We start from the raw sequence: 21,202 nt of genomic DNA on the forward strand, positions 1-21,202 counted from the left end.
GTCTGCCGCCACGGATCCCCCCTGTGAGGGGAGGGGCGAGACGAGAGTCACTCTCAGAAAGCCTGCGTAGGGACAGCATCTTGGCCTGTCCGCGGCCCGCAGGGCCGCTTGTTTGGACGTCGAGAGCTGTCGTTAACCGGATACGTGATTGAGCTGGCTACTGATCGGCAGCGGCGGAAGATCGGCCATCTTGATCACTGACCTCATCGCGTTGGGGTCTTTGGCGTACTCACCGAGCCGGCGGATGATCGCGATGAGTACTTCGCGTATCCAGTTCTCTTCTATCGGTGTTAATGACTCCATCTCGTGAGCCTTGCGGGCGGTTCTCTCATCGCCGCGTTCAGACGTCAAAGCGCCGAGATTATCCAGGATTCCCGGTTCGATGCCGTAGGTACTCGAAGCGCAAGGACGGTTTGCTCTCCCCTTCTTTTTCGTAAGCAGCGCGACACTCTTTTCGACGACAGTCAGACAGAAATATGCCATTGAAGGTAGCGGCTCGTGGCCCTCTAGGTACTGCTCATACCGGAACCACATCCGATCGACATCCCGGGAACTGACGAATCTGTCCGGTGGTGATGGGTATGCGCGACGCAGTACGGTTATCTTGGCAGTTCCGGTCATTGATTGGACCCCCGCGGCCGAGATCTCAATCGACTGCGGTTCTCCGGGTGGTGGTGGATCGCGATCAATGACATCAGCGTCCTTGTAGTCGAAAGTTACGTCTCGACGACGATACTCAAGCGCAGCCGAGAGTTCCCAATCTCTGAGAAATGGCTCGACCCGGCTGCGGGCCAATTCAATCGTGGGGTGGTGCTCCTTCATTGTGACGGTCACCAGTCCGTCGGCTAAGCGCACACGGAAGTTATGGTAATCACGCTCCACAGCAGGCGGATCGTGAAACGTATCGCCTCCGGCCAAAACAAGGCAATAACGAAGCTTCTCTACGTGTGGATCGCGCATCTCGTCTCTTCCGGCGTCGAAACGCTATACCGGTGACTCGTTCTTAAACAATACGTGGGTCTTGCCACACTCCTCTCGGTGGTGGGCATTGAGGTCATGGTACGCCATAGCGTGTCGGCGATGGGCTGTATACTTAGGTGTTTGCCTCGGGCGCATTGTCGCTATGAACCACGGAGCCACCTTGACCTTCACGCTTGCCACCGATATCGAACAGGAAGCCGCCCGCAGGCGGACGTTTGCGATCATCTCGCACCCGGACGCCGGCAAGACGACACTGACCGAGAAGCTGCTGCTCTACGGGGGCGCGCTGCAGTTGGCGGGGTCGGTGGCCGGGCGCAAGGCGCAGCGGGCTGCCGCCAGCGACTGGATGAAGATGGAGCAGGAACGCGGCATCTCGATCACGTCGACGGTGCTGTCGTTCCCCTACCGCGACCGCCAGGTGAACCTGCTCGACACACCCGGTCACCAGGACTTCTCCGAGGACACCTACCGCACGCTCACCGCCGCCGACAGCGCCGTGATGGTGCTGGACGCGGCGCGGGGCATCGAGCCACAGACACTGAAGCTGTTCGAGGTCGCCCGCCAGCAGGGCATCCCGATCTTCACGTTCGTGAACAAGATGGACCGGCCGGCCCAGAGCCCGTTGGCGCTGCTCGATGAGATCGAGCGCACGCTCGGGATGGCCGTCTGCCCGATGAACTGGCCGATCGGCGATGGGTCGGATTTCCAGGGCGTCTACGACCGCGCGACCGACCAGGTGCATCGCTTCGAGCGCACCGAGCACGGCGCTCACCGCGCGCCGGTCAGCGTGGCCGGTGTCGACGATCCGCGACTCGACGCGATGATCGGCGCTGCTCCCGCGGCGCAGCTGCGCGAGGATGTCGAGCTGCTGGAGATGGCCGGCGCGCCGTTCGACCGCGATCGTGTGCTGGCCGGCGAGCTGACCCCCGTCTTCTTCGGCAGCGCGCTGACCAACTTCGGCGTCCAGCTCTTCCTCGATGCATTCGTCGACATTGCTCCCTCGCCCGGCCACCGATCGACGAGCGATGGCGGCGTCGATGCTAGCGACGAGGCGTTCAGCGGGTTCATCTTCAAGATCCAGGCGAACATGGATCCGCGCCACCGCGATCGCGTCGCCTACCTGCGCGTCTGCTCTGGCCGGTTCGAGCGCGACATGAGCGTACGCCACGCCCGCACCGGCAAGATGGTGCGGCTGGCCCGGCCGATGAAGCTATTCGGGCAGGATCGGGAGACGGTCGAAGAGGGCTACGCTGGCGATGTCGTCGGGCTGATCAACCCCGGCACGTTTGCCATTGGCGACACTGTCTCCAGCGAGCCAGTCGGCGCGTTTCCGCCGCTGCCGCGCTTTCAGGCGGAGCACTTCGCGCGACTGGAGAATATCCGCACCGATCGCTACAAGCAGTTCCTCAAGGGGCTGGAGCAGATCGAGGAGGAGGGCGGCATCCAGCTGCTCTATCCGACCGACTCCGGCCGGCGCGAGCCGATCCTCGCCGCCGTCGGCCAGCTGCAGTTCGATGTCGTCCGCGATCGGCTGGAACACGAATACGGCGTCGAGACGCGGCTGGAGCTACTGCCCTACGAGCTGGCCCGCTGGGCGCGCGGCGATGCCGCGAAGATCGCCGAGCTGGCCCGTAGCCGCGGCCGCCTGCGCTGCGAAGATCGTGACGGCAACACCGTCCTGTGCTTCTCGACGACCTGGGACCTGAACTACGTGATCCAGAACACTGAGGGTGTCGAGCTCGCCACGAGCGCGTGAGCGACGCCCGTGTCCTGTCATCCTGAGGCCGTATCCGAAGGATCTCCTCCGCGTTGACGATGTCCGGCCGGGGAGATGCTTCGCTACGGCTCAGTAGTCGACCGCAGTGAATGTGTCAGGCCGGCAGCCACCCCTCCCGCTGTCATTCTGAGCGGAGCGAAGGATCCGGTTCCCTGCGTTCGGTCGCAGCTGCCGGGGAGGAACGGAGTCTTCGCTGCGGCTCAGAATGACAGGATCACTGGGGTCGCCTACTCAGTACAGTGACTAGCATGATGTGTCAGGTTGGCAGCCTCCCCGCACCTTGTCATCCTGAGGCCGCAGCCGAAGGATCTCTCCTGCGTTCGACTGTATCCAGCCAGGGGAGATTCCTCGCTGAGGCTCAGCATGACAAACGGCCGGGGTGGCTGTCGCACCACAGTACAGGATACATCACGTTAGTCGGTGCACTCAGTGCTTCGACTAGCATGATGTGTCAGGTTGGCAGCCTCCCCGCACCTTGTCATCCTGAGGCCGCAGCCGAAGGATCTCTCCTGCGTCTGAATGCATCCAGCATGAGGAGATGCTTCGCTGAGGCTCAGCATGACAAACGGCCGGGGTGGCTGTCGCACCACAGTACAGGACACATCACGCTAGTCGGTGCACTCAGTGCTTCGACTAGCATGATGTGTCAGGTCGGCAGCCACCTGTGCCTCTGTCATGTGTGGCCCAGAGGGCACCCCGAGCGAAACATCCGTCCTCCCCGTTTCTCGGTTTCCAGACGGGAAAACGGATCCTTCACCCCGTTCAGGATGACAGAGGGAAGGGGGCCTACCGTACCCAACGACATGACAGATCACGCTGGTCGCTGTACTCAGCATGACAAGGGCAGGATCGGCTGTCGGCGTTGTCGCTTGTCATTCCGAGCCGCAGCGAGGAATCTCCCCTCGACCAGCTGTAGTCGAACGTAGCGGAGATCCTTCGCTGCGGCTCGGGATGACGGGGCGACTGCATCACTCCTGCTCTTGTAGATTCCTGCTTTAGAGGCCAATCGGAAGCGGACGCTGCCAGATGATGACGCCTCGTCGTGGCCGCCGGTCGCCGGTCGGTTGACGCGCGTATGCTTCCGTGGACAATCGAGGCAACGAGCATGGATGCCACCAGAGAGCAGGAGGACATATGCCCATCACCGCACGCGGAGCAATTGCGCGGACACCGGGAGCGCCGGTCTCGATCGAGGAGTTCACGATCGACGACCCGGGGCCGAACGAGGTGCTGGTGAAGATCTTCGCCTCCGGTGTCTGCCACACCGATCTGGGCGTCAAGAGCGGCACGTATGGCACCGATGGCTTCCCGTTCCTGATGGGGCACGAGGGGGCCGGTGTTATCGAGGCGGTCGGCCCGGGGGTCGACGAGTCGCGTATCGGCGAGTATGTCATCCTCGCCTGGCGCGCGCCGTGCGGCGAGTGCCGTTTCTGCAAGACGGGCCACCCCAATCTTTGCGCTGCCAGCCTCAACGCCCAGAAGCGGATGCGCACGACTGACGGTGTCACCTTGACGCCAGTCCTCGGCATCGGCACCTTCTGCACCCACACGCTCGTCCATGCCAGGCAGGCTGTCCCTGTCTCGCCCGACCTGCCGCCGGAGCAGATGTCGCTGATCGGCTGCGGCGTGATGACCGGCGTCGGCGCAGCACTCTACTCGGCCGGCGTTCGGCCCGGCACGAGCGCGGCAGTATTCGGCTGCGGCGGTGTCGGCGATAGCGTCATCCAGGGCGCGAAGCTGGCCGGCGCGACGACGATCATCGCCGTCGACATCGATCCCCGGAAGCTGGAGTGGGCGAAGCAGTTCGGCGCGACGCACACGATCAACGGGCGCGAGGAAGACCCTGTTGCGAAGATCAAGGAGATCACCGGCGGCAACGGCGTCAACTACTCATTCGAGGCGGTCGGCATCCCACAGACGCTGGAGCAGGCGCTGTTCTGTCGCGATCTGGCCGGGACATGCGTCCTGATCGGCGTGCCTGGCCCTGGCCCGACGTTGGAGCTGGATATCCAGCGCTTCTTCGATCTCGGCGGCAGCTTCAAGGTCTCCTGGTATGGCGACTGTCTGCCAACCCGCGACTTCCCGCTGCTGGCTGACTGGTACCAGCAGGGCGAGCTCAACCTCGACGCCCTCGTCACCCGTCGGATCAGTCTCGAGGAGACCGAGGAAGCCTTCGACGCCATGAAGCGCGGCGAGACGCTGCGCTCGGTCATCGTGTTCGACCGCTAGGCGGTATTCCTCGCTGCTACCCATAGAGCTCTCACTCCTCTCCCAGCATTCGGAGAGGGTGGGAGCACTGTGTGCAACGATGGCGGCCGCCCCTTACATTCTCGCCAACCCTGCCTTCGCCGCCTGCTCCCACCAGGCGACGTCGGCGCGCCCACCTTCGCGGTTCGCTTCGTCTCCGCGAAATGCGACACGGGCGGCGATCCAGCCGTGGCGCAGCAGGCCGCCGAGGAGGCTGAGGTCGCGGATGGTGGCCCAGCTGGCCGGGTCGAAGCGCGGGCCGAGGCAGGTGGCAAGGGCGCGCTCGTAGAGCGCCAGCGATGCCTCGCGCGAGATCGGGCTGTGATCGGCCGAGCCGGCGATGTACCAGACGATGTCGAGGCCGGCGACGTCGCGTCCGGCCAGCGCCCAGTCGATCAGTAGCACACGCCCATCCTCGATGCCGATGTTGGCCGGCCGGGCGTCGGCGTGCGCGAGCGTCTGCGGCAGCGACGCCAACGCGGCGACGAGCGGGGCTGGGTCGTTCGCCAGCGCCAGCGCCTCGCGAGCGATGCCGGGATCGAGCAGGCTGGTGAGCTTCTCCCAGCCATCGGGGATGATCTCGTTGAGCGCGCCGTGCTCGCCGGGGTCGCTCTGTGCCGCGTCGGGAGAGACGACATGGTAGTGATGCCACGGGTCGCAGAGGAACTGGTCTGGCCCGATGTCCCAGTAGGCCGCGTGCATCGCTGCAAGGCCAGTGATAATCCGCTCGTGGGCAGAAGGTGGGATCGGCTTGCCCGACGGCAGCAGTGTATCGGCGACGTCGCGCATCAGAACCGCCCAGCCCTCATCGTCGCGGGCGGTTGCGAGGTAGGCATGAACCATCTCGGACGGCAGCCTGTCGAGCAGCCCATGTGCCCAGAGCGCGGCCTCGCGCCCGTGACGATCGTCTGAGACGCGCATGAAATAGTCCCAGGTGTGCGCGACGCGCTTCAGGATCAGCCGAAGGGATCCAGTCTCGATCACCGAGAGAGCGCTCCCGGAATGGGCCGATTCCTGCTGGCCGAGCGCGATGTGGCGGACGTCATCGACCGGCCGGCCGACGATCTCCGAGAGGTTGGCCGGCGCAAGCATCTCTTCGACTGAATCCCAGGTCCGGCGTGTCAGAGGTGGCCTCCTGTCGGCTGCTGGCGGCAGAGATGGCGACGGGGAGGCGTAGATTCGCCTCCCCGTCGCCATCGTATCGTGGCTTGCGCGCTGGCTAGGACTCGAGCAGCAGCGACATCGGGTCCTCGAGCAGCTCCTTGACCTTGACCAGGAACTGGACCGCCTCTCGCCCGTCAACGATGCGGTGGTCGTACGAGAGCGCAAGGTACATCATCGGCCGGATGATGACCTCGCCGTTGACTGCGACCGGGCGTTCCTGGATCTTGTGCATGCCGAGGATGCCGACCTGCGGCGTATTGAGAATCGGAGTCGAGAGCAGCGAGCCGAAGATGCCGCCGTTGGTGATCGTGAAGGTGCCGCCCTGCAGCTCGTCGATGGTGAGCTTGTTCCCGCGCGCCTTCGTCGCCAGGTCGATGATCTCCTGCTCGATCTCGGCGAACGTCATCTTGTCCGCATCGCGGACGACCGGCACGACCAGCCCATCTTCGACGCCGACCGCGATGCCGACGTCGTAGTAGCGCTTGTAGACGACCTCGTTGCCCTGGATCTCCGCGTTGACCGCTGGGAATGCCTTCAGCGCGCCAATCGACGCCTTGGTGAAGAACGACATGAAGCCGAGGCCGACGCCGTGGCGCTCCTTGAACGCGTCGCGGCGCTCCCTGCGGACCTGCATCACAGCGGTCATATCGACCTCGTTGAACGTCGTCAGCATCGCGGAGGAATGCTGCGCCTCGAGCAGGCGCGCCGCGATCGTCTGGCGGCGGCGCGACATTCGGACCCGCTCCTCGCGCCCGCCGAGCATCGGCGTGGCGGGCGGCGGTGGCGCGACGGCCGGGGCTGCCGCTGGCGTGGGCTGCGCCGCTGGCGCAGCTGGTCGCGCGGCGCTGGCAGCCTGGCGGACGATATCGTCGGGCAAAACGCGGCCGCCCGGCCCCGATCCATCGATACGGGCCAGATCAACCGCATACTCCTCGGCCAGCCGGCGGACGGCCGGCCCGGCGCGGCGAGCGATATCGTCTGCTGCCGGCGGAGCGGCGGCAGGAACGGGCGCCGGTGCGGAGGCGACTGGCGCAGGGGCAGGGGCAGCTTGCTCGGCCGGGGCGGTTGCGGCGGCTTCGCCGGCCACGAGCGTGCCGATAACTTCGCCGACCTCGACAGTATCGCCCTCGTTGCGAGTAATAGCTCCGATCACCCCCGACTGCTCGGCGGGAATCTCAACGTTGACCTTGTCCGTCTCCAGCTCGACGATTGGCTCGCTCCGGGCGACGTGCTCGCCCGGTTGTTTGAGCCATTTGACGATGACCGCGTCCACAATGGATTCGCCAAGCGTTGGGACCTTGATCTCAAGCGCCACGTTCGTCTCCTTCGAAGGATCCGATTCAAAGGTCGGCGGCCACGTCCAGCCGGCCGGAACGGTCTATTACGGTAACGTCCAGGCGTTCCGGACGATGCGGGCCTGATTCTCCGCGTGCGCGTCGGCCGAGCCTTCGGCCGGGCTTGCCCGCTCCGGCCGGCCGATGTACTCAATCTCGGTCTTGATGCCCATCTCGCTGCGAAGGACGTACAGCTTGCCCAGCATGTACCACCACGAACCCATGTTCAGTGGCTCCTCCTGAAGCCAGACGATCTCCGTCGCGTTCTTGTAACGCTCCAGCACGTCCCGTACCTGGTCGGATGGGAAGGGATGCAGAAGCTCGATACGGACGACCGCGATCTCCTCGTTGGTATCGTGCTGCTCGTGGGTCAGATCCACGTAGACCTTCCCAGTGCAGAATATGACCCGACGGACCGCTTCGGGCTTCTCGCTGGCAATCGGATCGTCGATGACCATCTGGAACTTGCCGTCGGTCAGGTCGCGCAGGCTCGACCCGGCGCGCGGGTGGCGCAGCAGGCTCTTTGGCGTCATGACGACGAGCGGGCGCGGGTCGGGTTCGAGCAGTAGCGCCTGGCGGCGAAGCAGGTGAAAATACTGGGCAGCCGTGGTGCAGTTCGCGACACGCATGTTGCGATCCGCGCACAGCTGCAGATATCGTTCGAGGCGACCGCTGGAATGCTCTGGCCCCTGACCCTCATAGCCGTGCGGCAGTAGCAGGACCATGCCCGACGTCTGCCGCCACTTGGCCTGGCCGGCTGCGATGAACTGATCGATGATGACCTGGCCACCATTGGCGAAGTCGCCGAACTGCCCCTCCCAGAGGATGAGTGTCTCCGGCGCATAGACGCTGTAGCCGTATTCGTAGCCGAGCGCGGCGGATTCCGACAGCGGGCTGTTCCAGACGGCGAACGCGGCCGCGTCTGGCAGCGACTGGAGCGCGGTAAACGTCGAGCCGTGGTCGGGATCGTGGAGAACGAGGTGGCGCTGCGAGAACGTGCCGCGCTGGGCGTCCTGGCCGGTTAGCCGGATCGGCGTGCCCTCCATCAGGATCGAGCCGAAGGCGAGAGACTCGGCCAGTGCCCAGTCGATTGCGCCGTCGGTGTCGAGCGCCGCCTTGCGCCGTTCGAGCTGTCGCTTCAGCTTCGGATTCAGGGTGAAGTTCTCGGGGAACGTGTGCAGCGCGTTGTTGATCTGGTGGAGGACGCCCGACGACACGGCAGTCTCGATATCAGCCGGCTGCAACGAGGTCAGCGCGTGGTGGTCGTCGGCTGTTGGCTTCTCCCGGGACGCTCCCTCGCGGATTTGCTGGAGGCGATCGATCGCGGCGGCGAGGACCTGGTCACCCTCCCCAGCGCCGATGACGCCGCTATCCTCCAGCTCTTGCGCCCAGATTGCGCGGGCGGTCGGGTGCTGGGTGATTCGGGCATACATCTCGGGCTGGGTGAACGTGGGTTCGTCACCTTCGTTGTGACCCCAGCGTCGGTAGCCGATCAGGTCGATCAGAAAGTCGTGCTTGAATCGATTGCGGTAGGCGATCGCCAGCCGGGCAACCTCGAGACAGGCGGCGGCGTCATCGGCATTGACGTGGACGATCGGGATTTCGAACCCCTTGGCCAGATCGCTGGCATACAGGGTCGAGCGTGAATCCTCCGGCAACGTCGTATAGCCGATCTGGTTATTGGTGATGATGTGGATCGTGCCGCCGGTTGTGTAGCCAATGAGCCCGGACAGGTTCAGTGTCTCGGCGACGATGCCCTGGCCGGGGAACGCCGCGTCGCCGTGAATCAGAATCGGCAGCGCCCCCATCGGGTCATGGGTCGGCAAGCCCGGATTGTCGCGGCCTTCCTGGGAGGCGCGCGCCATGCCTTCGACAACCGGATCGACGAACTCCAGGTGACTCGGGTTTGGCGCCATGATGACCGGCACGTCGACCCGGGTTCCCGAGCCTGGCCCGGCCTCGCGACGCAGGCCGAGGTGGTATTTCACGTCGCCGGTCCAGCCGACGTCGCTGGTGTCAGTCTGAGACACACCGCTCCGTGGCCCATGCTCGAACTCGGAGAAGATTGCCTCGTACGGCTTGCCGAGAACGTGGGCGAGAACATTGAGGCGACCGCGGTGCGCCATGCCGATGAAGATCTCGTGGATCCCGTTGCGCGCGGCGTCGCCCGCAACGACGTCAAGCATCGGCACGACGGCATCGGTCCCTTCGACCGAGAACCGCTTCGCGCCGAGGTAGGTCGTGTGGAGGAATTTCTCGAACGCCTCAACTTCGGTGAGGCGGTTGAGCAGGGCCTTCTTCTGCTCGGCGTCCAGCGGCTGGTGAAACGCGCCCGATTCGGCGGCGTCGCGAAGCCAGTTGCGCTGCTCGACATCCTGGACATGGTCGAACTCGTAACCGATCGCGCCGGAGTAGATCTCGCGTAACTGCTCGATCGCCTCGCGCGCGTTGCGCGACTGTGAGACGAGCGGTCCATCAACGACCTGGGCCGGCAATCGTTCGAGATCGGCGTCGGTCAGCCCGTAGCGCTGCTGATTCAGCTCGGCGGCCGGCGGGCGTGGGGGGGCGACCGGGGCAATGCTGGCCGCCAGATGCCCGTAGATCCGGATATTCTGCGCATAGTTGGCTGCGGCGAGGATCTTCGAGACGTCCGCCGCTGGCGCAGCAGCCGGCGCAGCCGTTGCCGCGCCGTTGCCGCCGATTGGCGGTGGCGTCCATTCGGCGAAGAACGCGCGGGTCTCGGCATCGACCGACGCGGGGTCGGACAGGTACCGATCGTAGAGCTCGAGAATGTAGCCTGCGTTCGGACCATGGAACGCGAAGCGTGCCGACTGTCGCGCCGGGGTGATTTCCTGTGCCATGTCGGTCACCTATCGTTTATGGACGATGCCCGCCATTGGGCGGTCCCTCTGCCCTCGCCCCTTCGGCTGGTGTGGAATGGCGGCCGCGAATGAGCCGTCTGACCAGCCACTTTTCCCTGATGATAGTACAAATGCCGTTACGATGCTTCCACAGGGGAGCGCAATTCGCGGGGGGATTCTATGATCGAGTGGCGAAGCGATGTCGAGCAAGCAAAGACGGACGCGCTGAGGCTGCGGCGACCCATCGTGATCGACGTTTTCAAGTCGCCCTGACGAGGCTGTGATCGGCTGGATGCCGATACGTATGCGGACGCTGAGGTCTCCCGACAGATTGGAGAGCGGTTCGTTCCGCTCAAGCTACACCTGTTCGATGGCCCACGCGATATCGTCCGGCCGCTGGGCGTCATCTGGACGCCAACGATCCTCTTCGCCGATCGCCGGTTGGCAGTCCACTACCGTTCGCTCAACTTCCTGCCGCCCCGCGAGTTCATGACAGTGCTCGATATCGGCGAAGCCGAGGTTGCCCTGCGCTGGAACCAGACCCAACGGGCGATCGACCTGCTCCGCGGCGCCTGGCAAGCTGATCCCGACGGCGCCCTGGCCGACGAGGCACTCTACCGGTTGGGGATCGCCACCTTCTTGCTGACACACTCCGACGCGGCGATGTACGAGGTTTGGGACCTGCTTCGCGAGCGCTATCCTGCCAGCATCTGGTCGCGGCGCATCCCATAGCATGGCGGCTGGGATGCTTGTGGGGAAGATGTCCTCACTGGGACCGGTACTGGCCGGCCGCGAGCGTCAGCATCGCCCACGCGCTGGCATCATGCCGGGTCGTCATTGTCGCGGTCGAGTATCCTGCGCGAGCATGATAGTCGCGCGGATCGGAGGATGGTGGACGGCCAGTGGTGCGTCTGACGAGGGCTAAGGGACGGGATGCAATCGTCGCGCGCTATGGCAGCGTGCGTTCGTTTGTCCTGCGCGCGCTCTACACCTGGTTGACACTGACGATTCTCTACCTCGGCCTCTGGCCGATGCTGGTGATCTACGCGGGCGCGCCGGGTGTCAACCCTCAGGACACGCCGCTCGAGTGGTTCCAGCTGCGGTTGCTGGCGCCGTTGCTGACGGCAGTTGTTGCAGGCTGGCTCTGGCGGGTGTCGCCGGTTCCGACCGACACTGCTGACCGCGAGCGTATCGTTGCGCTGGCGAGGCGAGGGCGGCTCTGGCCGCAGGTGCTGCTGTTTCTGGCCGGCACGATCGTCGTCATCGCCGTGTTCATGCTGGCTGCGAACTTCTCCGGCGGATCGCGCCTGCTGCTGGTGACGCTGGCTGAGGCGGCCGTCATGGTCGTCATCGTCTCTGGCTACCTTCACGGCGCGCTTGATCTCGTCTTGAAGCCGCATCAGGCCACGCTGGCGGTGGGTGGGCTCTATGCGCTGACGTTCGCGATGCGCGCGATGCTGTCTACTGCCTCGCAGGAGTCGGGCGGAGACACGCTGGTCGCGCTGGTGGCGGGGCTTATCGCCGGGCTGTTGATCGGTCTGGCGGCGGCCGGCCTGCGCGCGGCGAGCGGCAGCATCATTCCTGGCATCTTCTCCCTCTGGCTCCTGTTCCTGCTCCTCGGCCTCTCCAGCTTCTACGCGACGTAGCGACAGCCCGACGCTCCTTGACGTGACCACGACGAGCCCATAGTATTCCGCAGGAATATTCAAGCACTGACTAAGAACGTCTACAGCAATCGTCGCACAATCCATACCGTGTCCTGGCGGCGATTGTGTCGTGAAGTGAGGCAGGGCGTGGAACGATCGCGTCGGATCATCGCAGCCAGTATGGCGCTCGTGCTGATTCTCGCCACGGGTGGCTGCGGCGGTAATTCAGCTGACAAGACAGCAATCCCGTCGAGTATCGCCGCCAGTCCCACCGGCGCGCCGGCGGTGTTGCCAACAACCTCCGGAACCGGGTCTCCGACTTCGTCGCCGACGAGCGCGCCGCTCTCCGGGTCCCTGACGGTCTTCGCTGCCGCGTCGTTGACCGATGCGTTCACCGAGATCGGCAACCGGCTCACGGCGGAGAATCCCGGCCTTCGGATCTCGTTCAACTTCGCCGGTTCGCAGGCGCTCGTCACCCAACTGCAACAGGGCGCGCGGGCGGACGTGTTTGCGTCGGCAGACCTGAAGCAGATGACGGCTGCTCAGGGCGCGAACCTGATCGACGGTAACCCGATAGTCTTTACCCACAACCGACTGACGATCATCGTTCCCGCCAGCAATCCGGGTGGCATCAACGCGCCGATCGACCTTGCTAAGCCCGGCCTGAAAATCGTCATCGCCAACAAGGATGTGCCGGTCGGTCGCTATACACGACAGTCGCTCGACCTGATGAGCGCCGACCCGGCCTTCGGCGCGGACTTCCGGGCGCGCGTCGAGGCGAATGTCGTCTCTGAGGAGAATAACGTCAAGCAGGTGGTCACCAAGGTACAGCTCGGCGAGGCAGACGCCGGGATCGTCTATGCGTCCGACGTAACGGCGGCAGTGCAGGGCGATGTCGCGACAATCGGGATCCCGGATTCCATGAACGTGATCGCGGAATATCCGATTGCGCGTGTTGCTGGTGGTAACGCGGCGCTCGGCCAGGCGTTCATTGACGCGGTCCTGTCCGCGGCCGGGCAGCAGACGCTACAAGCGCACGGATTTCACTAGCATCGTCCGCAAAAGCTGCAACCTTGTGCCCGGTATCTTCCGCACGGCGATGGTGTGGCCTATGATAGCAGTGGTGGCCTGCGCCTTGCAGGTCTGATGATGCTCGGTGCTGGCAGGTGGCGCGAATGTCGCGACACAGCCGCCGGCCGGGCTCTCAGCCCGGAAGGGGGATATGCATGAGCTCTATTTACGACCCACATCGACCCCAGGAAGGGTGGGGCCGTGGCTGGGAGATTGGCATGGGGGTCGTCGTTGGGTTTCTGATCCTCCTGGCGATTCTGACGCTGATTTTCTAACCAGCAAGTGTTCAGGCAGCGGAGAGATATCTCGCCGCTGCTCAATCTGACCATGCTAACTGGGGTCTGCCGACCCGATTGGCTCAGCGTGATCGTTCAGACAGGGTCGTCGATCAGGGGATGGCTACCGAGCAGCGCTACTTGCGAACGGAGCGCAGCAGGATAACTGGCTGGCGAACATGGTCGAGGATCTTCGCGGCGACGCTGCCGGTGAAGAAGCCCTCCAACCCCGCCTTGCCATGCGTGCTGAGCAGCACGAGACGGCAATCCGTCTCATTCACCGCCGCCGCGATCTCGTCGGCGACATCGCCACGCCGGACGAGCGCGACGACCGACGGATCGCCGATCTCGTCACGGACCCCGACGAGATAGCGGGCAGCTTCCCGGACCTGCATTTCGAGCAACGCCGCTGTGGCTGTTGGCAACATCGTCGCTGGAACAGTCCGCTCGCCACGAATTGCGCCAAGGGTCGGCACGACACGAATGAGCGTCAGCTCCGCGCCGAGCGCCGTCGCCAGGTCGCGGGCCAGCGGCAGCGCTTGAGCGGCGTCGGCGGTGCCATCCAGCGTGACGGCGATGCGCGGGCATTCAAACTGTCGCGCCGACTGTTGCTTCGGCCGGACGACCAGCACTGGCCGGTCGGTCTGCTGTAGCACCTGCTGGGCGATGCGCCCGAAGACGAACCCGCGGATTCCGCCCCCACCGTGTGTCGTGATCGCGATCAGATCCGCGTCGAGCTCGCTTGCGTGCTGAGCGATGCTGGCTGCGATGTCGTGCTCCGGGTTAGGGTGGACGTGCTGGGCGAAGGTTGTCGAGCCGTCCCAGCGACGAGCGACATCGGCCAGGTAGGCCGAGGATTCATCTTCCTCGCTCAGATGCAGCTCGCCGTGGACGCTCTCGGGCGCGTCGTGCTCGAGGACATGGAGCAGCGTTACTGTCGCGCCGGTCACTCGTGCGAGTGTCAGGACCGGCGGGAGTGATGACTCGGCCAGTGCCGAGCCGTCGAGTGGGACGAGGATGTTGCGGATCTCCGATGTCGTCATCGTCATCATCCAAAGAACGTCTCGTAGAGCAGAAACAGATTGAGCCCAATGATAAGCGCGGCGACGATGCTGGCGAGGATCGTCGTTACCTTCAGGTTCGTGAGGTCACCCATCAGGTCGCGACGATGGGTAAAGCGCACGAGAGGAATCAACGCGAAGGGAATGCCGAACGAGAGGACAACCTGGCTGATAACCAGCGTCTTCGTCGCCTCGATGCCGAGGGCGATGACAATCAGCGCCGGGATCATGGTGATCGATCGTCGGAACCAGAGCGGCACCTGCCAGCCGAGGAACCCGCGCATGATGACCTGGCCAGACATGGTGCCGACGGTCGATGACGACAGGCCGGCCGCCAGCAATGAGACGCCGAAGATCGTGCTGGCCGATCCACCGAGCAGCGGGGTGAGGGTCTCGTAGGCGCGCAGTATGAGATCGTCCCCCTCGGAGATCACGTTGGTGCCGTGGAAGGTGACGGCTGCCATCAGCAGCATGGCTGCATTGACAAACCCTGCCACCCCCATTGCGATGAAGACATCCACCAGCTCGAAACGGAAGAGTCTCCGACGCTGGTTGGCGTCTTGGGCGACGATGCGATCCTGCGTCAATGCTGAGTGCAGATAGATGACGTGCGGCATGACTGTCGCGCCGAGGATGCCCGACGCGAGCAGAATGCTCTGGGCGCCGGCGAGCTGTGGCCGGGCGATCGCCGACATCGTGGCGCCGAAGTCCGGCTTGCCCAGGAAGAGCTCGACGATGTAGCAGGCTGCGATGACGCTGACGAAGCCGGTAATGACCGCCTCCAGCGGCCGGAAGCCGTAATGCTGCATGCCGAGGATGGCAAACGTGACGATGCCGGTCAGGATGCCGGCCGGCAGCAGCGGGATGCCGAATAGCAGATTCAACCCTACTGCCGCGCCGAGGAACTCGGCGAGGTCAGTCGCCATCGCGACAACCTCGGCCAGCCCCCACAGGCCGTAGACGACCGGTCGGGGATATTCGCGGCCGATCAGCTCGGCAAGATTGTGGCCAGTGGCGATGCCCAACTTCGCCGAGAGTGACTGGATCAGCATCGCCATCAGGTTGGAGACGACGACGACCCAGATGAGCATGTACCCGTAAGATGCGCCAGCGTCGATGTTCGTTGCGAAGTTACCGGGATCGACATAGGCGATGGCAGCGATGAAGGCCGGCCCGAGGAACGGGAGGATCCGTCTCCATTGTGAATGACTGCTGGCTCCGGACAACACATCGCCGGCAGTGGCAATCGTCGCAGTGTCCGCTTTTCCGCCGATGACCTCGCCGGCATAGCGGCGTCTCACATGATGCTTGTCGGCGCCGTTCTGGCTCGTCGTGCCGTTGGCAGGCTGGCCTGTTCCTGGTTGCTCGTCCGGCATTGAGTAATGGTGTCACCGATCCTATGGCATCCCGCACGTCAGTATTAGTCTAGCCTCATCCTACGCCCATGCTGGCAAGTGCGCAATACTGGCTGATCGAGCGGGACGCTTGAGGCTACGATCGATTGCAGGAAGGGGGTGACCATGGCAGCGCGCGGGAAGGGGGTCGGCGTCCTGACCCGACGCGACTTCTTCGGCGACCTGGCTGACGCCGCCCGCCGCCAGCTGCCCGTGGAGCGACAAGAGTTTGAGACGCGTCAGACGATGAACCTGCTCAAGGTGCATTACGGCGCGAACTACCGCATCCACTACGAGATCTGGATCAATGCGGAGAAGCAGCAAATCGAGGTCGGCCTGCACTTCGAGGATGGGCCGGCCAGCACCGCGCGGCTGCTGACGCACTTCGACGCCGCGATTCTCGAGATCAAGCACGAGCTCGGCGCGCAGGTCGAGCTGGAGCGCTGGACACTCTCCTGGGGCCACCTGTTCGAGCTGCACGAAGTCGAGCCACTGACGCCACTCTTTGCCGAGCAGCTGGCCGGCCGGCTCGTTCGCTTCATCGATGTTCTCCAGCCAATGCTCGAAGAGGGCTACGAGTTGGGACTTGCCCCGCGAACCCCGCACCCTAGCACGTTCCACGAGCGTTTCCGTGGCCGTGGCCGGCGTGGTTAGCCCGCGGTAAACGCCTTCAGCCCCTTGACGCACTGCGTCGCGCCAGACAGAAGCATGTAAGAGTCGGATGAGGTGACGAGGAAGCGCATGCCCATGTCGTGCCAGCGCTGCATGTCGGCCGGTTCCTTCTCGACCATGCCAACCGCCTTGCCGTGCTTGCGGCCGACCTCGGTGATCCGGGTCGCGGCGGCCAGGAAGTCTGGGTGGCTGAAGTTGCCGGGGCAGCCGATCGAGATCGACAGATCCTGCGGGCCGATCAGCAGCACGTCGACACCATCGACCGAGGCGATCTCTTCCAGGTTGTCCAGCGCGGCGGCCGACTCGATCTGGACGATGACCATCCCCTCACGGTTGGCGTCCTCGATCGCTTCGACCACACCCTTGCGGATGTAGGCGTTGCGCCCGTCGCCGCCGGCCCCACGCCGGCCGAGTGGCGGGTACTTCGCATACGACACGGCTGCCTCAACTTGCTCGCGATTCTCGACGCGAGGGATGATCACGCCTTGCGCGCCCGAGTCGAATGCCCGGGCAACCAGTGAGTAGAGATTGTCGGTCGGTCGGACGATCGGGACGATGTCGCAGAGCAGCGCGGTCTGGACGAGGCCAAGCATCGTCTCCCAGTCGAACATCGCGTGCTCCATGTCGAGGAAGAGGAAGTCGAACCCGGCGGCTGCCATCAGCTTGATGCCGCCGATCGAGCGCATCTCGCTGATGATCGGCCCTGCGACTGCCTTGTCCTCGCGAAGCGCTGCCTTTACCCGGTTGTGCTGCACGGTGCGTCCTTTCATGGTGGGGGGAGACCTCACCCCACCGGCCCCCTCTCCCGCGGGGAGACGGGGGTGTCAGTAGTCGAGCGTGGTTGTTACCAATCTCAATTCGTCAATGGTGATGCTCCCATCCCTCATCCCTCGTCCCCGATCCGAAATCCCGCCATCGCCTCGTAAAGTGTGATCAGGGCGGAGTGGTCGAGTTGGCCGTCGCCGCGGGCGGCCATGCTCTCGTAGAGCTGGGTGACGAGCGCCGAGACGGGCAATGGCGCATGGAACTCGCGCCCGGTCGACATCGCGATATTCAGGTCCTTGCGGTGCAGATCGATCCGAAATCCCGGCTCGAACTGGTGGGCGATCATGCCCGGGCCGCGCATCTCCATCACACGGCTGGCCGCCAGCCCGCCACTGAGGACCTGCACGACCTTCTCGGGATCGACTCCCGCCATCGCGCCGAGCAGTAATGCTTCGCTGACGGCGGCGTAGTGGATCGCGACGACGATCTGGTTGCACGCCTTGACCGTCTGCCCGGCGCCGGGCCCGCCAACGTGGATGATCGTCTTGCCCATCGCCTCGAACAGCGGCCTGGCCCGGTCGAAATCGGCCGCGCTGCCGCCGGCCATGATCGACAGTGTTCCGGCGATCGCTCCTTTGTCACCACCAGAGACCGGCGCGTCGAGCGCGCTGGCGCCCCGCGCGATCAGGGCATCGCTTACCGCGATCGCGGTTGCGGGGGCGATCGTGCTCATGTCGATCAGCAGATCGCCCGCGCCCATCTCGGCGAGGATGCCCGCCTCGCCGAAGACGACATCGGAGACTTCCGGCGAATCGGGCAGCATTGTGATGACGATATCGACGTCTGCGGCGACAGCGCGAGCGCTCCTGGCTGCTGTCGCCTGCTCGACCTCGGCCACGATCTCATCGACGTCGTCCTGGCTTCGGTTGTAGACGACGATTTCGTAGCCTGCTTTTGCCAGGTTGCGAACCATCGGCCTGCCCATGATCCCCAACCCGATGAACCCGACTCGTTCTGCCATCTCTCCTCCGTCTTGTCGCCGGGCGGCGCCAACGTGGGGCGGCGCACGCTGCCCGTCCGCGGGAGCATGCTACCGTCCGGAGGATGAGGGGTCAACCGGCTGATTCGGGCGGGTGATCCGCCGTGGCTGGGCTATTATTTGCCAATGTGATCGGAGATGAGGACATAGGGGCATCGTGCGTCGCGGCGACGCACGGCGGTTGGCGGCTGAAGGGAAGACCGGACATGACCAACATGGAGGACAGGATGTCGGGCGCGTCCGGCCGGGGAGCGCCGCCGAAGATTCTCATCATCAATGACTCTCCGGAATTCCTCGACCTGATGCGTGAGATCCTCGTTTCGGAAGGCGGCTACGAGGTCGCAACCCTCGATCAGAGTGAGGGAGTCGTGCATCAGATCTCTCGCAATCGACCCGATCTCGTGATTCTCGACATCGTCTTTCATCAGCCACCTGATGGTCTCATCGTTGCCGCGATGCTTGCCGATGCCGAGCATACCCGCGGCCTGCCAGTGCTCTTCTGCACAGCTCTCGGCGAGCGCGATATCGCGGAGGAAGCCCACCGCGAGATTCACAGCCGCAATCAGCGGATTCTCTACAAACCGTTTGAGATCGACACGCTGCTGGATGTCATTGCCGATATGCTGGAGTCGCCGGGGGAGTCGCTTACGGTACGGGATGCTGCCGGGTGACAAACCGACGCATCCTGAGGGGCCGGCCCCTCAGGATGCGTTATCGAGTCGTCTGTCGCAGCCAGCCCGCCGGGCCGGTAGCCATGTCGTCGGGCAGGCGATCTTCCCGGTTCAGTCCCCGGCCGGCTGGAGCGCCCCGACAGTCTCGACGCGGCGCTTGGGGGCGCTTCCGCCGAGCAGCCGCAGGCCGTTCGAGACAACGATGATCGTGCTGCCCTCGTGGCCGATGACGCCGAGCGGCAGAGTGGTTATGCCAAGCAGCGTGCCGGTGACGAGGACAACGATGACACCCAGCGCGAAGGTCAGGTTCTGGCGGATGATTCTGCGTGTCCGCCGGCTGAGCTCGACGGCATAGGGCAGTCGAGTCAGGTCGTCGGCCATCAGGACAACATCGGCTGTCTCGAGCGCGACATCGGTGCCGGCCGCGCCCATTGCGATACCGATCGAGGCGGTCGCCAGCGCCGGGGCGTCGTTCACTCCATCGCCAACCATGATGACCGTGCCGTACTGGCGCTTGAGCTCCTCGATGATGTCGAGCTTCTCCTGCGGCATCAACTGGCTATGAAACTCGTCCACGCCGGTCTGTCGGGCGATGGCTCGCGCGGCGCGCTCGTTGTCCCCTGTCAGAATGATCGTCTTCTCGACGCCGAGCGCCTTGAGCTGCTCGATGACCTCACGGGCAACCGGTCGGACGGTATCGGCGACACCGATGACACCAAGGAACCTGACGCCGTCGGCGTGCTGGATGCCGACGAACATCGTCGACTTGCCGTTGTCGCGCAGCTCGTTCGCCTCGTCGATCAGCGCCGCCGGGATGGCGAATCCGCGGTCGACGAAGAGTGCGTCGTTGCCCGCCAGGACCATATCTCCATCGACGACCGCCTCGATGCCCCGACCGATAATCGATGTGCCATCGTGTGCTTCCGGCACCGGCAGTCGCCGTTCCAGCGCTGCCTCGACGACCGCCGCGCCGAGCGGATGCTCGGAGAGCCGCTCGACCGCAGCGGTCAGGCGCAACAGCTCCTCTGGCGCTACCCCGCTGGCCGGGCGCAGGTCCGTCATTCGTGGCCGGCCGACGGTGAGTGTGCCGGTCTTGTCGAAGGCCACGACCCGCGCGACGCCGATATCCTCCAGGTGGGCAGCCCCCTTGAACAGAATGCCCTGTCGGGCGGCATTGGCCAGCGCCGAGAGGGTCGACGCCGGTGTCGAGATAACCAGCGCGCATGGGGAGGCGACCACTAGCAGAATCATCGCCTGGTAGAACGTTTCGTTCAGTGTCCGGTCGGTGGCAAGCGCGGGAATGATGGCGTAGAGCGCCGCGGCGAGGATGACGCCGCCAGCGTAGAGCCCCTCGAACCGATCGGTGAAGCGCTGGGTGGCTGATTTCTCCGCCTGGGCCGTCTCGACAATCTGGATGATCTTCGCCAGTGTGCTTTCGCTCGCCAGCCTGGTGACCTGGACGTGCAGGACACCGTGGCCGTTGATCGTTCCGGCGAAGACACCGTCGCCAGCGCGACGGACGACCGGCATCGACTCACCGGTAATCGCTGATTGATCGACGGCCGATTCGCCTCGGACGACCTGGCCGTCGGTCGCGATCCTCTCGCCATTCTTGATGATGACGACGTCGTCGAGCCGTAGCTCCTCGACCGGAACGATCGACTCGGTCCCGTCGCGCAGCACCCGAGCCTCGTCGGGACGCAGATCCATCAGTGCGCGGATGGCGCTATAGGTGCGGCCCATTGCGTAGTGTTCGAGGGTGTTGCCGAGGGAGAAGAGGAACAGCAGGATCGCGCCCTCGACCCAGTGGTCGATGATTGCCGCGCCGATTGCGGCGACGATCATCAGCAGGTCAACGTCGATATTGCGATTCCACAGGCTGGTGAGCGCGGTTCTGGTCGCGAAGGTTCCGCCTGCGATGTAGGCGACGACGTAGAAGGCGACCTGGCCACTATGGCCGATGACGCCGGCCCTGCCGAGTCCCCAGCCGAGCAGGAGCGCGATGAGCGTGGTAACCGTTGCCACCGCCAGGCCGTAGCGATCCAGCAGGCTCGGCCGTTCCTCTTCGACCTTGTGCTGGTGCGGCCGGAGGTCGTGTTCCTCTATTGATGCGATCACGGGTGTGTCCGTGTCTATCGCCATGTGCGCCCCCGTTACTCCTCGCTGGCATCACGGTGATGCCAGTTGAGAATCATTCGCACATAGTATCAAATCTCACTCGTGACGAGGGCAACTACGGAATCG

Annotated in this window: 16 protein-coding genes; 7 read left to right on the forward strand and 9 right to left on the reverse strand. The window is 64.5% G+C overall.

All coding sequences use genetic code 11. The features are described 5' to 3' along the window. Positions 1-132: 132 nt before the first annotated feature. Positions 133-960, reverse strand: a complete 828-nt coding sequence (locus tag V9F06_02360) for a hypothetical protein (protein ID MEI2616469.1) — start codon at positions 958-960, stop codon at positions 133-135. Positions 961-1,141: 181 nt separating this feature from the next. Between V9F06_02360 and V9F06_02365 the strand changes: the two genes are divergently transcribed. Beyond that, on the forward strand, positions 1,142-2,737 hold the full coding sequence (locus V9F06_02365; GenBank protein MEI2616470.1) for a peptide chain release factor 3: 1,596 nt from the start codon (positions 1,142-1,144) through the stop codon (positions 2,735-2,737). Between the two features lie 1,155 nt (positions 2,738-3,892). Then, positions 3,893-4,987 carry a zinc-binding dehydrogenase gene (locus V9F06_02370; GenBank protein ID MEI2616471.1) on the forward strand — a complete coding sequence of 365 codons (1,095 nt, stop codon included), beginning with the start codon at positions 3,893-3,895 and terminating at the stop codon, positions 4,985-4,987. Between the two features lie 93 nt (positions 4,988-5,080). Here V9F06_02370 and V9F06_02375 read toward each other — a convergent pair whose 3' ends face one another. From V9F06_02375 to V9F06_02385, 3 genes are all read right to left on the reverse strand, one after another. Continuing rightward, a complete protein-coding gene (locus tag V9F06_02375; protein ID MEI2616472.1) occupies positions 5,081-6,097 on the reverse strand; it encodes a hypothetical protein in 1,017 nt (338 codons plus the stop codon). A gap of 127 nt (positions 6,098-6,224) precedes the next feature. Further along, on the reverse strand, positions 6,225-7,484 hold the full coding sequence (odhB, locus tag V9F06_02380) for a 2-oxoglutarate dehydrogenase complex dihydrolipoyllysine-residue succinyltransferase (GenBank protein ID MEI2616473.1): 1,260 nt from the start codon (positions 7,482-7,484) through the stop codon (positions 6,225-6,227). Between the two features lie 66 nt (positions 7,485-7,550). Further along, positions 7,551-10,364, reverse strand: a complete 2,814-nt coding sequence (locus V9F06_02385; protein ID MEI2616474.1) for a 2-oxoglutarate dehydrogenase E1 component — start codon at positions 10,362-10,364, stop codon at positions 7,551-7,553. A gap of 441 nt (positions 10,365-10,805) precedes the next feature. Between V9F06_02385 and V9F06_02390 the strand changes: the two genes are divergently transcribed. The 3 genes from V9F06_02390 to modA all read left to right on the forward strand — a co-directional run bounded on the left by V9F06_02390 (position 10,806) and on the right by modA (position 13,060). Then, positions 10,806-11,096, forward strand: a complete 291-nt coding sequence (locus V9F06_02390; protein ID MEI2616475.1) for a hypothetical protein — start codon at positions 10,806-10,808, stop codon at positions 11,094-11,096. Between the two features lie 170 nt (positions 11,097-11,266). After that, complete coding sequence (locus V9F06_02395; GenBank protein ID MEI2616476.1) at positions 11,267-12,010, forward strand: hypothetical protein; 744 nt, start codon at positions 11,267-11,269, stop codon at positions 12,008-12,010. Between the two features lie 147 nt (positions 12,011-12,157). Beyond that, the gene (modA, locus tag V9F06_02400; protein ID MEI2616477.1) at positions 12,158-13,060 is read left to right on the forward strand and encodes a molybdate ABC transporter substrate-binding protein; all 903 of its coding nucleotides are present in this window, start codon (positions 12,158-12,160) and stop codon (positions 13,058-13,060) included. A 433-nt stretch (positions 13,061-13,493) separates the two neighbouring features. On the opposite strand, the gene V9F06_02405 is transcribed toward modA, so the two are convergent. Both V9F06_02405 and V9F06_02410 read right to left on the reverse strand, forming a co-directional pair. Next, positions 13,494-14,399, reverse strand: a complete 906-nt coding sequence (locus V9F06_02405; GenBank protein MEI2616478.1) for a universal stress protein — start codon at positions 14,397-14,399, stop codon at positions 13,494-13,496. Between the two features lie 5 nt (positions 14,400-14,404). Beyond that, positions 14,405-15,793, reverse strand: a complete 1,389-nt coding sequence (locus V9F06_02410) for an Nramp family divalent metal transporter (protein MEI2616479.1) — start codon at positions 15,791-15,793, stop codon at positions 14,405-14,407. A gap of 144 nt (positions 15,794-15,937) precedes the next feature. Here V9F06_02410 and V9F06_02415 point away from each other — a divergent pair, with 144 nt between their 5' ends. Beyond that, positions 15,938-16,465 (forward strand): hypothetical protein, encoded by a 528-nt coding sequence (locus V9F06_02415; GenBank protein ID MEI2616480.1) that lies wholly within the window; start codon positions 15,938-15,940, stop codon positions 16,463-16,465. On the opposite strand, the gene V9F06_02420 is transcribed toward V9F06_02415, so the two are convergent. Beyond that, entirely contained in the window at positions 16,462-17,253 is a 792-nt protein-coding gene (locus V9F06_02420) for an aldolase/citrate lyase family protein (GenBank protein MEI2616481.1), read from the reverse strand. The two genes, V9F06_02415 and V9F06_02420, sit on opposite strands and share 4 nt — an antisense overlap. Before the next feature lie 113 nt (positions 17,254-17,366). Then, positions 17,367-18,269 carry a 2-hydroxy-3-oxopropionate reductase gene (locus V9F06_02425; GenBank protein ID MEI2616482.1) on the reverse strand — a complete coding sequence of 301 codons (903 nt, stop codon included), beginning with the start codon at positions 18,267-18,269 and terminating at the stop codon, positions 17,367-17,369. 224 nt (positions 18,270-18,493) lie between these two features. On the opposite strand from V9F06_02425, the gene V9F06_02430 reads away from it, so the two are divergent. Further along, the gene (locus V9F06_02430) at positions 18,494-18,958 is read left to right on the forward strand and encodes a response regulator (protein MEI2616483.1); all 465 of its coding nucleotides are present in this window, start codon (positions 18,494-18,496) and stop codon (positions 18,956-18,958) included. 111 nt (positions 18,959-19,069) lie between these two features. Here the strand turns inward: V9F06_02430 and V9F06_02435 are convergent, their stop codons facing one another. Beyond that, positions 19,070-21,100, reverse strand: a complete 2,031-nt coding sequence (locus V9F06_02435; GenBank protein ID MEI2616484.1) for a heavy metal translocating P-type ATPase — start codon at positions 21,098-21,100, stop codon at positions 19,070-19,072. Positions 21,101-21,202: the final 102 nt, after the last annotated feature.

It is taken from the genome of Thermomicrobiales bacterium, assembly GCA_037045155.1.
Classification (GTDB): domain Bacteria; phylum Chloroflexota; class Chloroflexia; order Thermomicrobiales; family CFX8; genus JAMLIA01.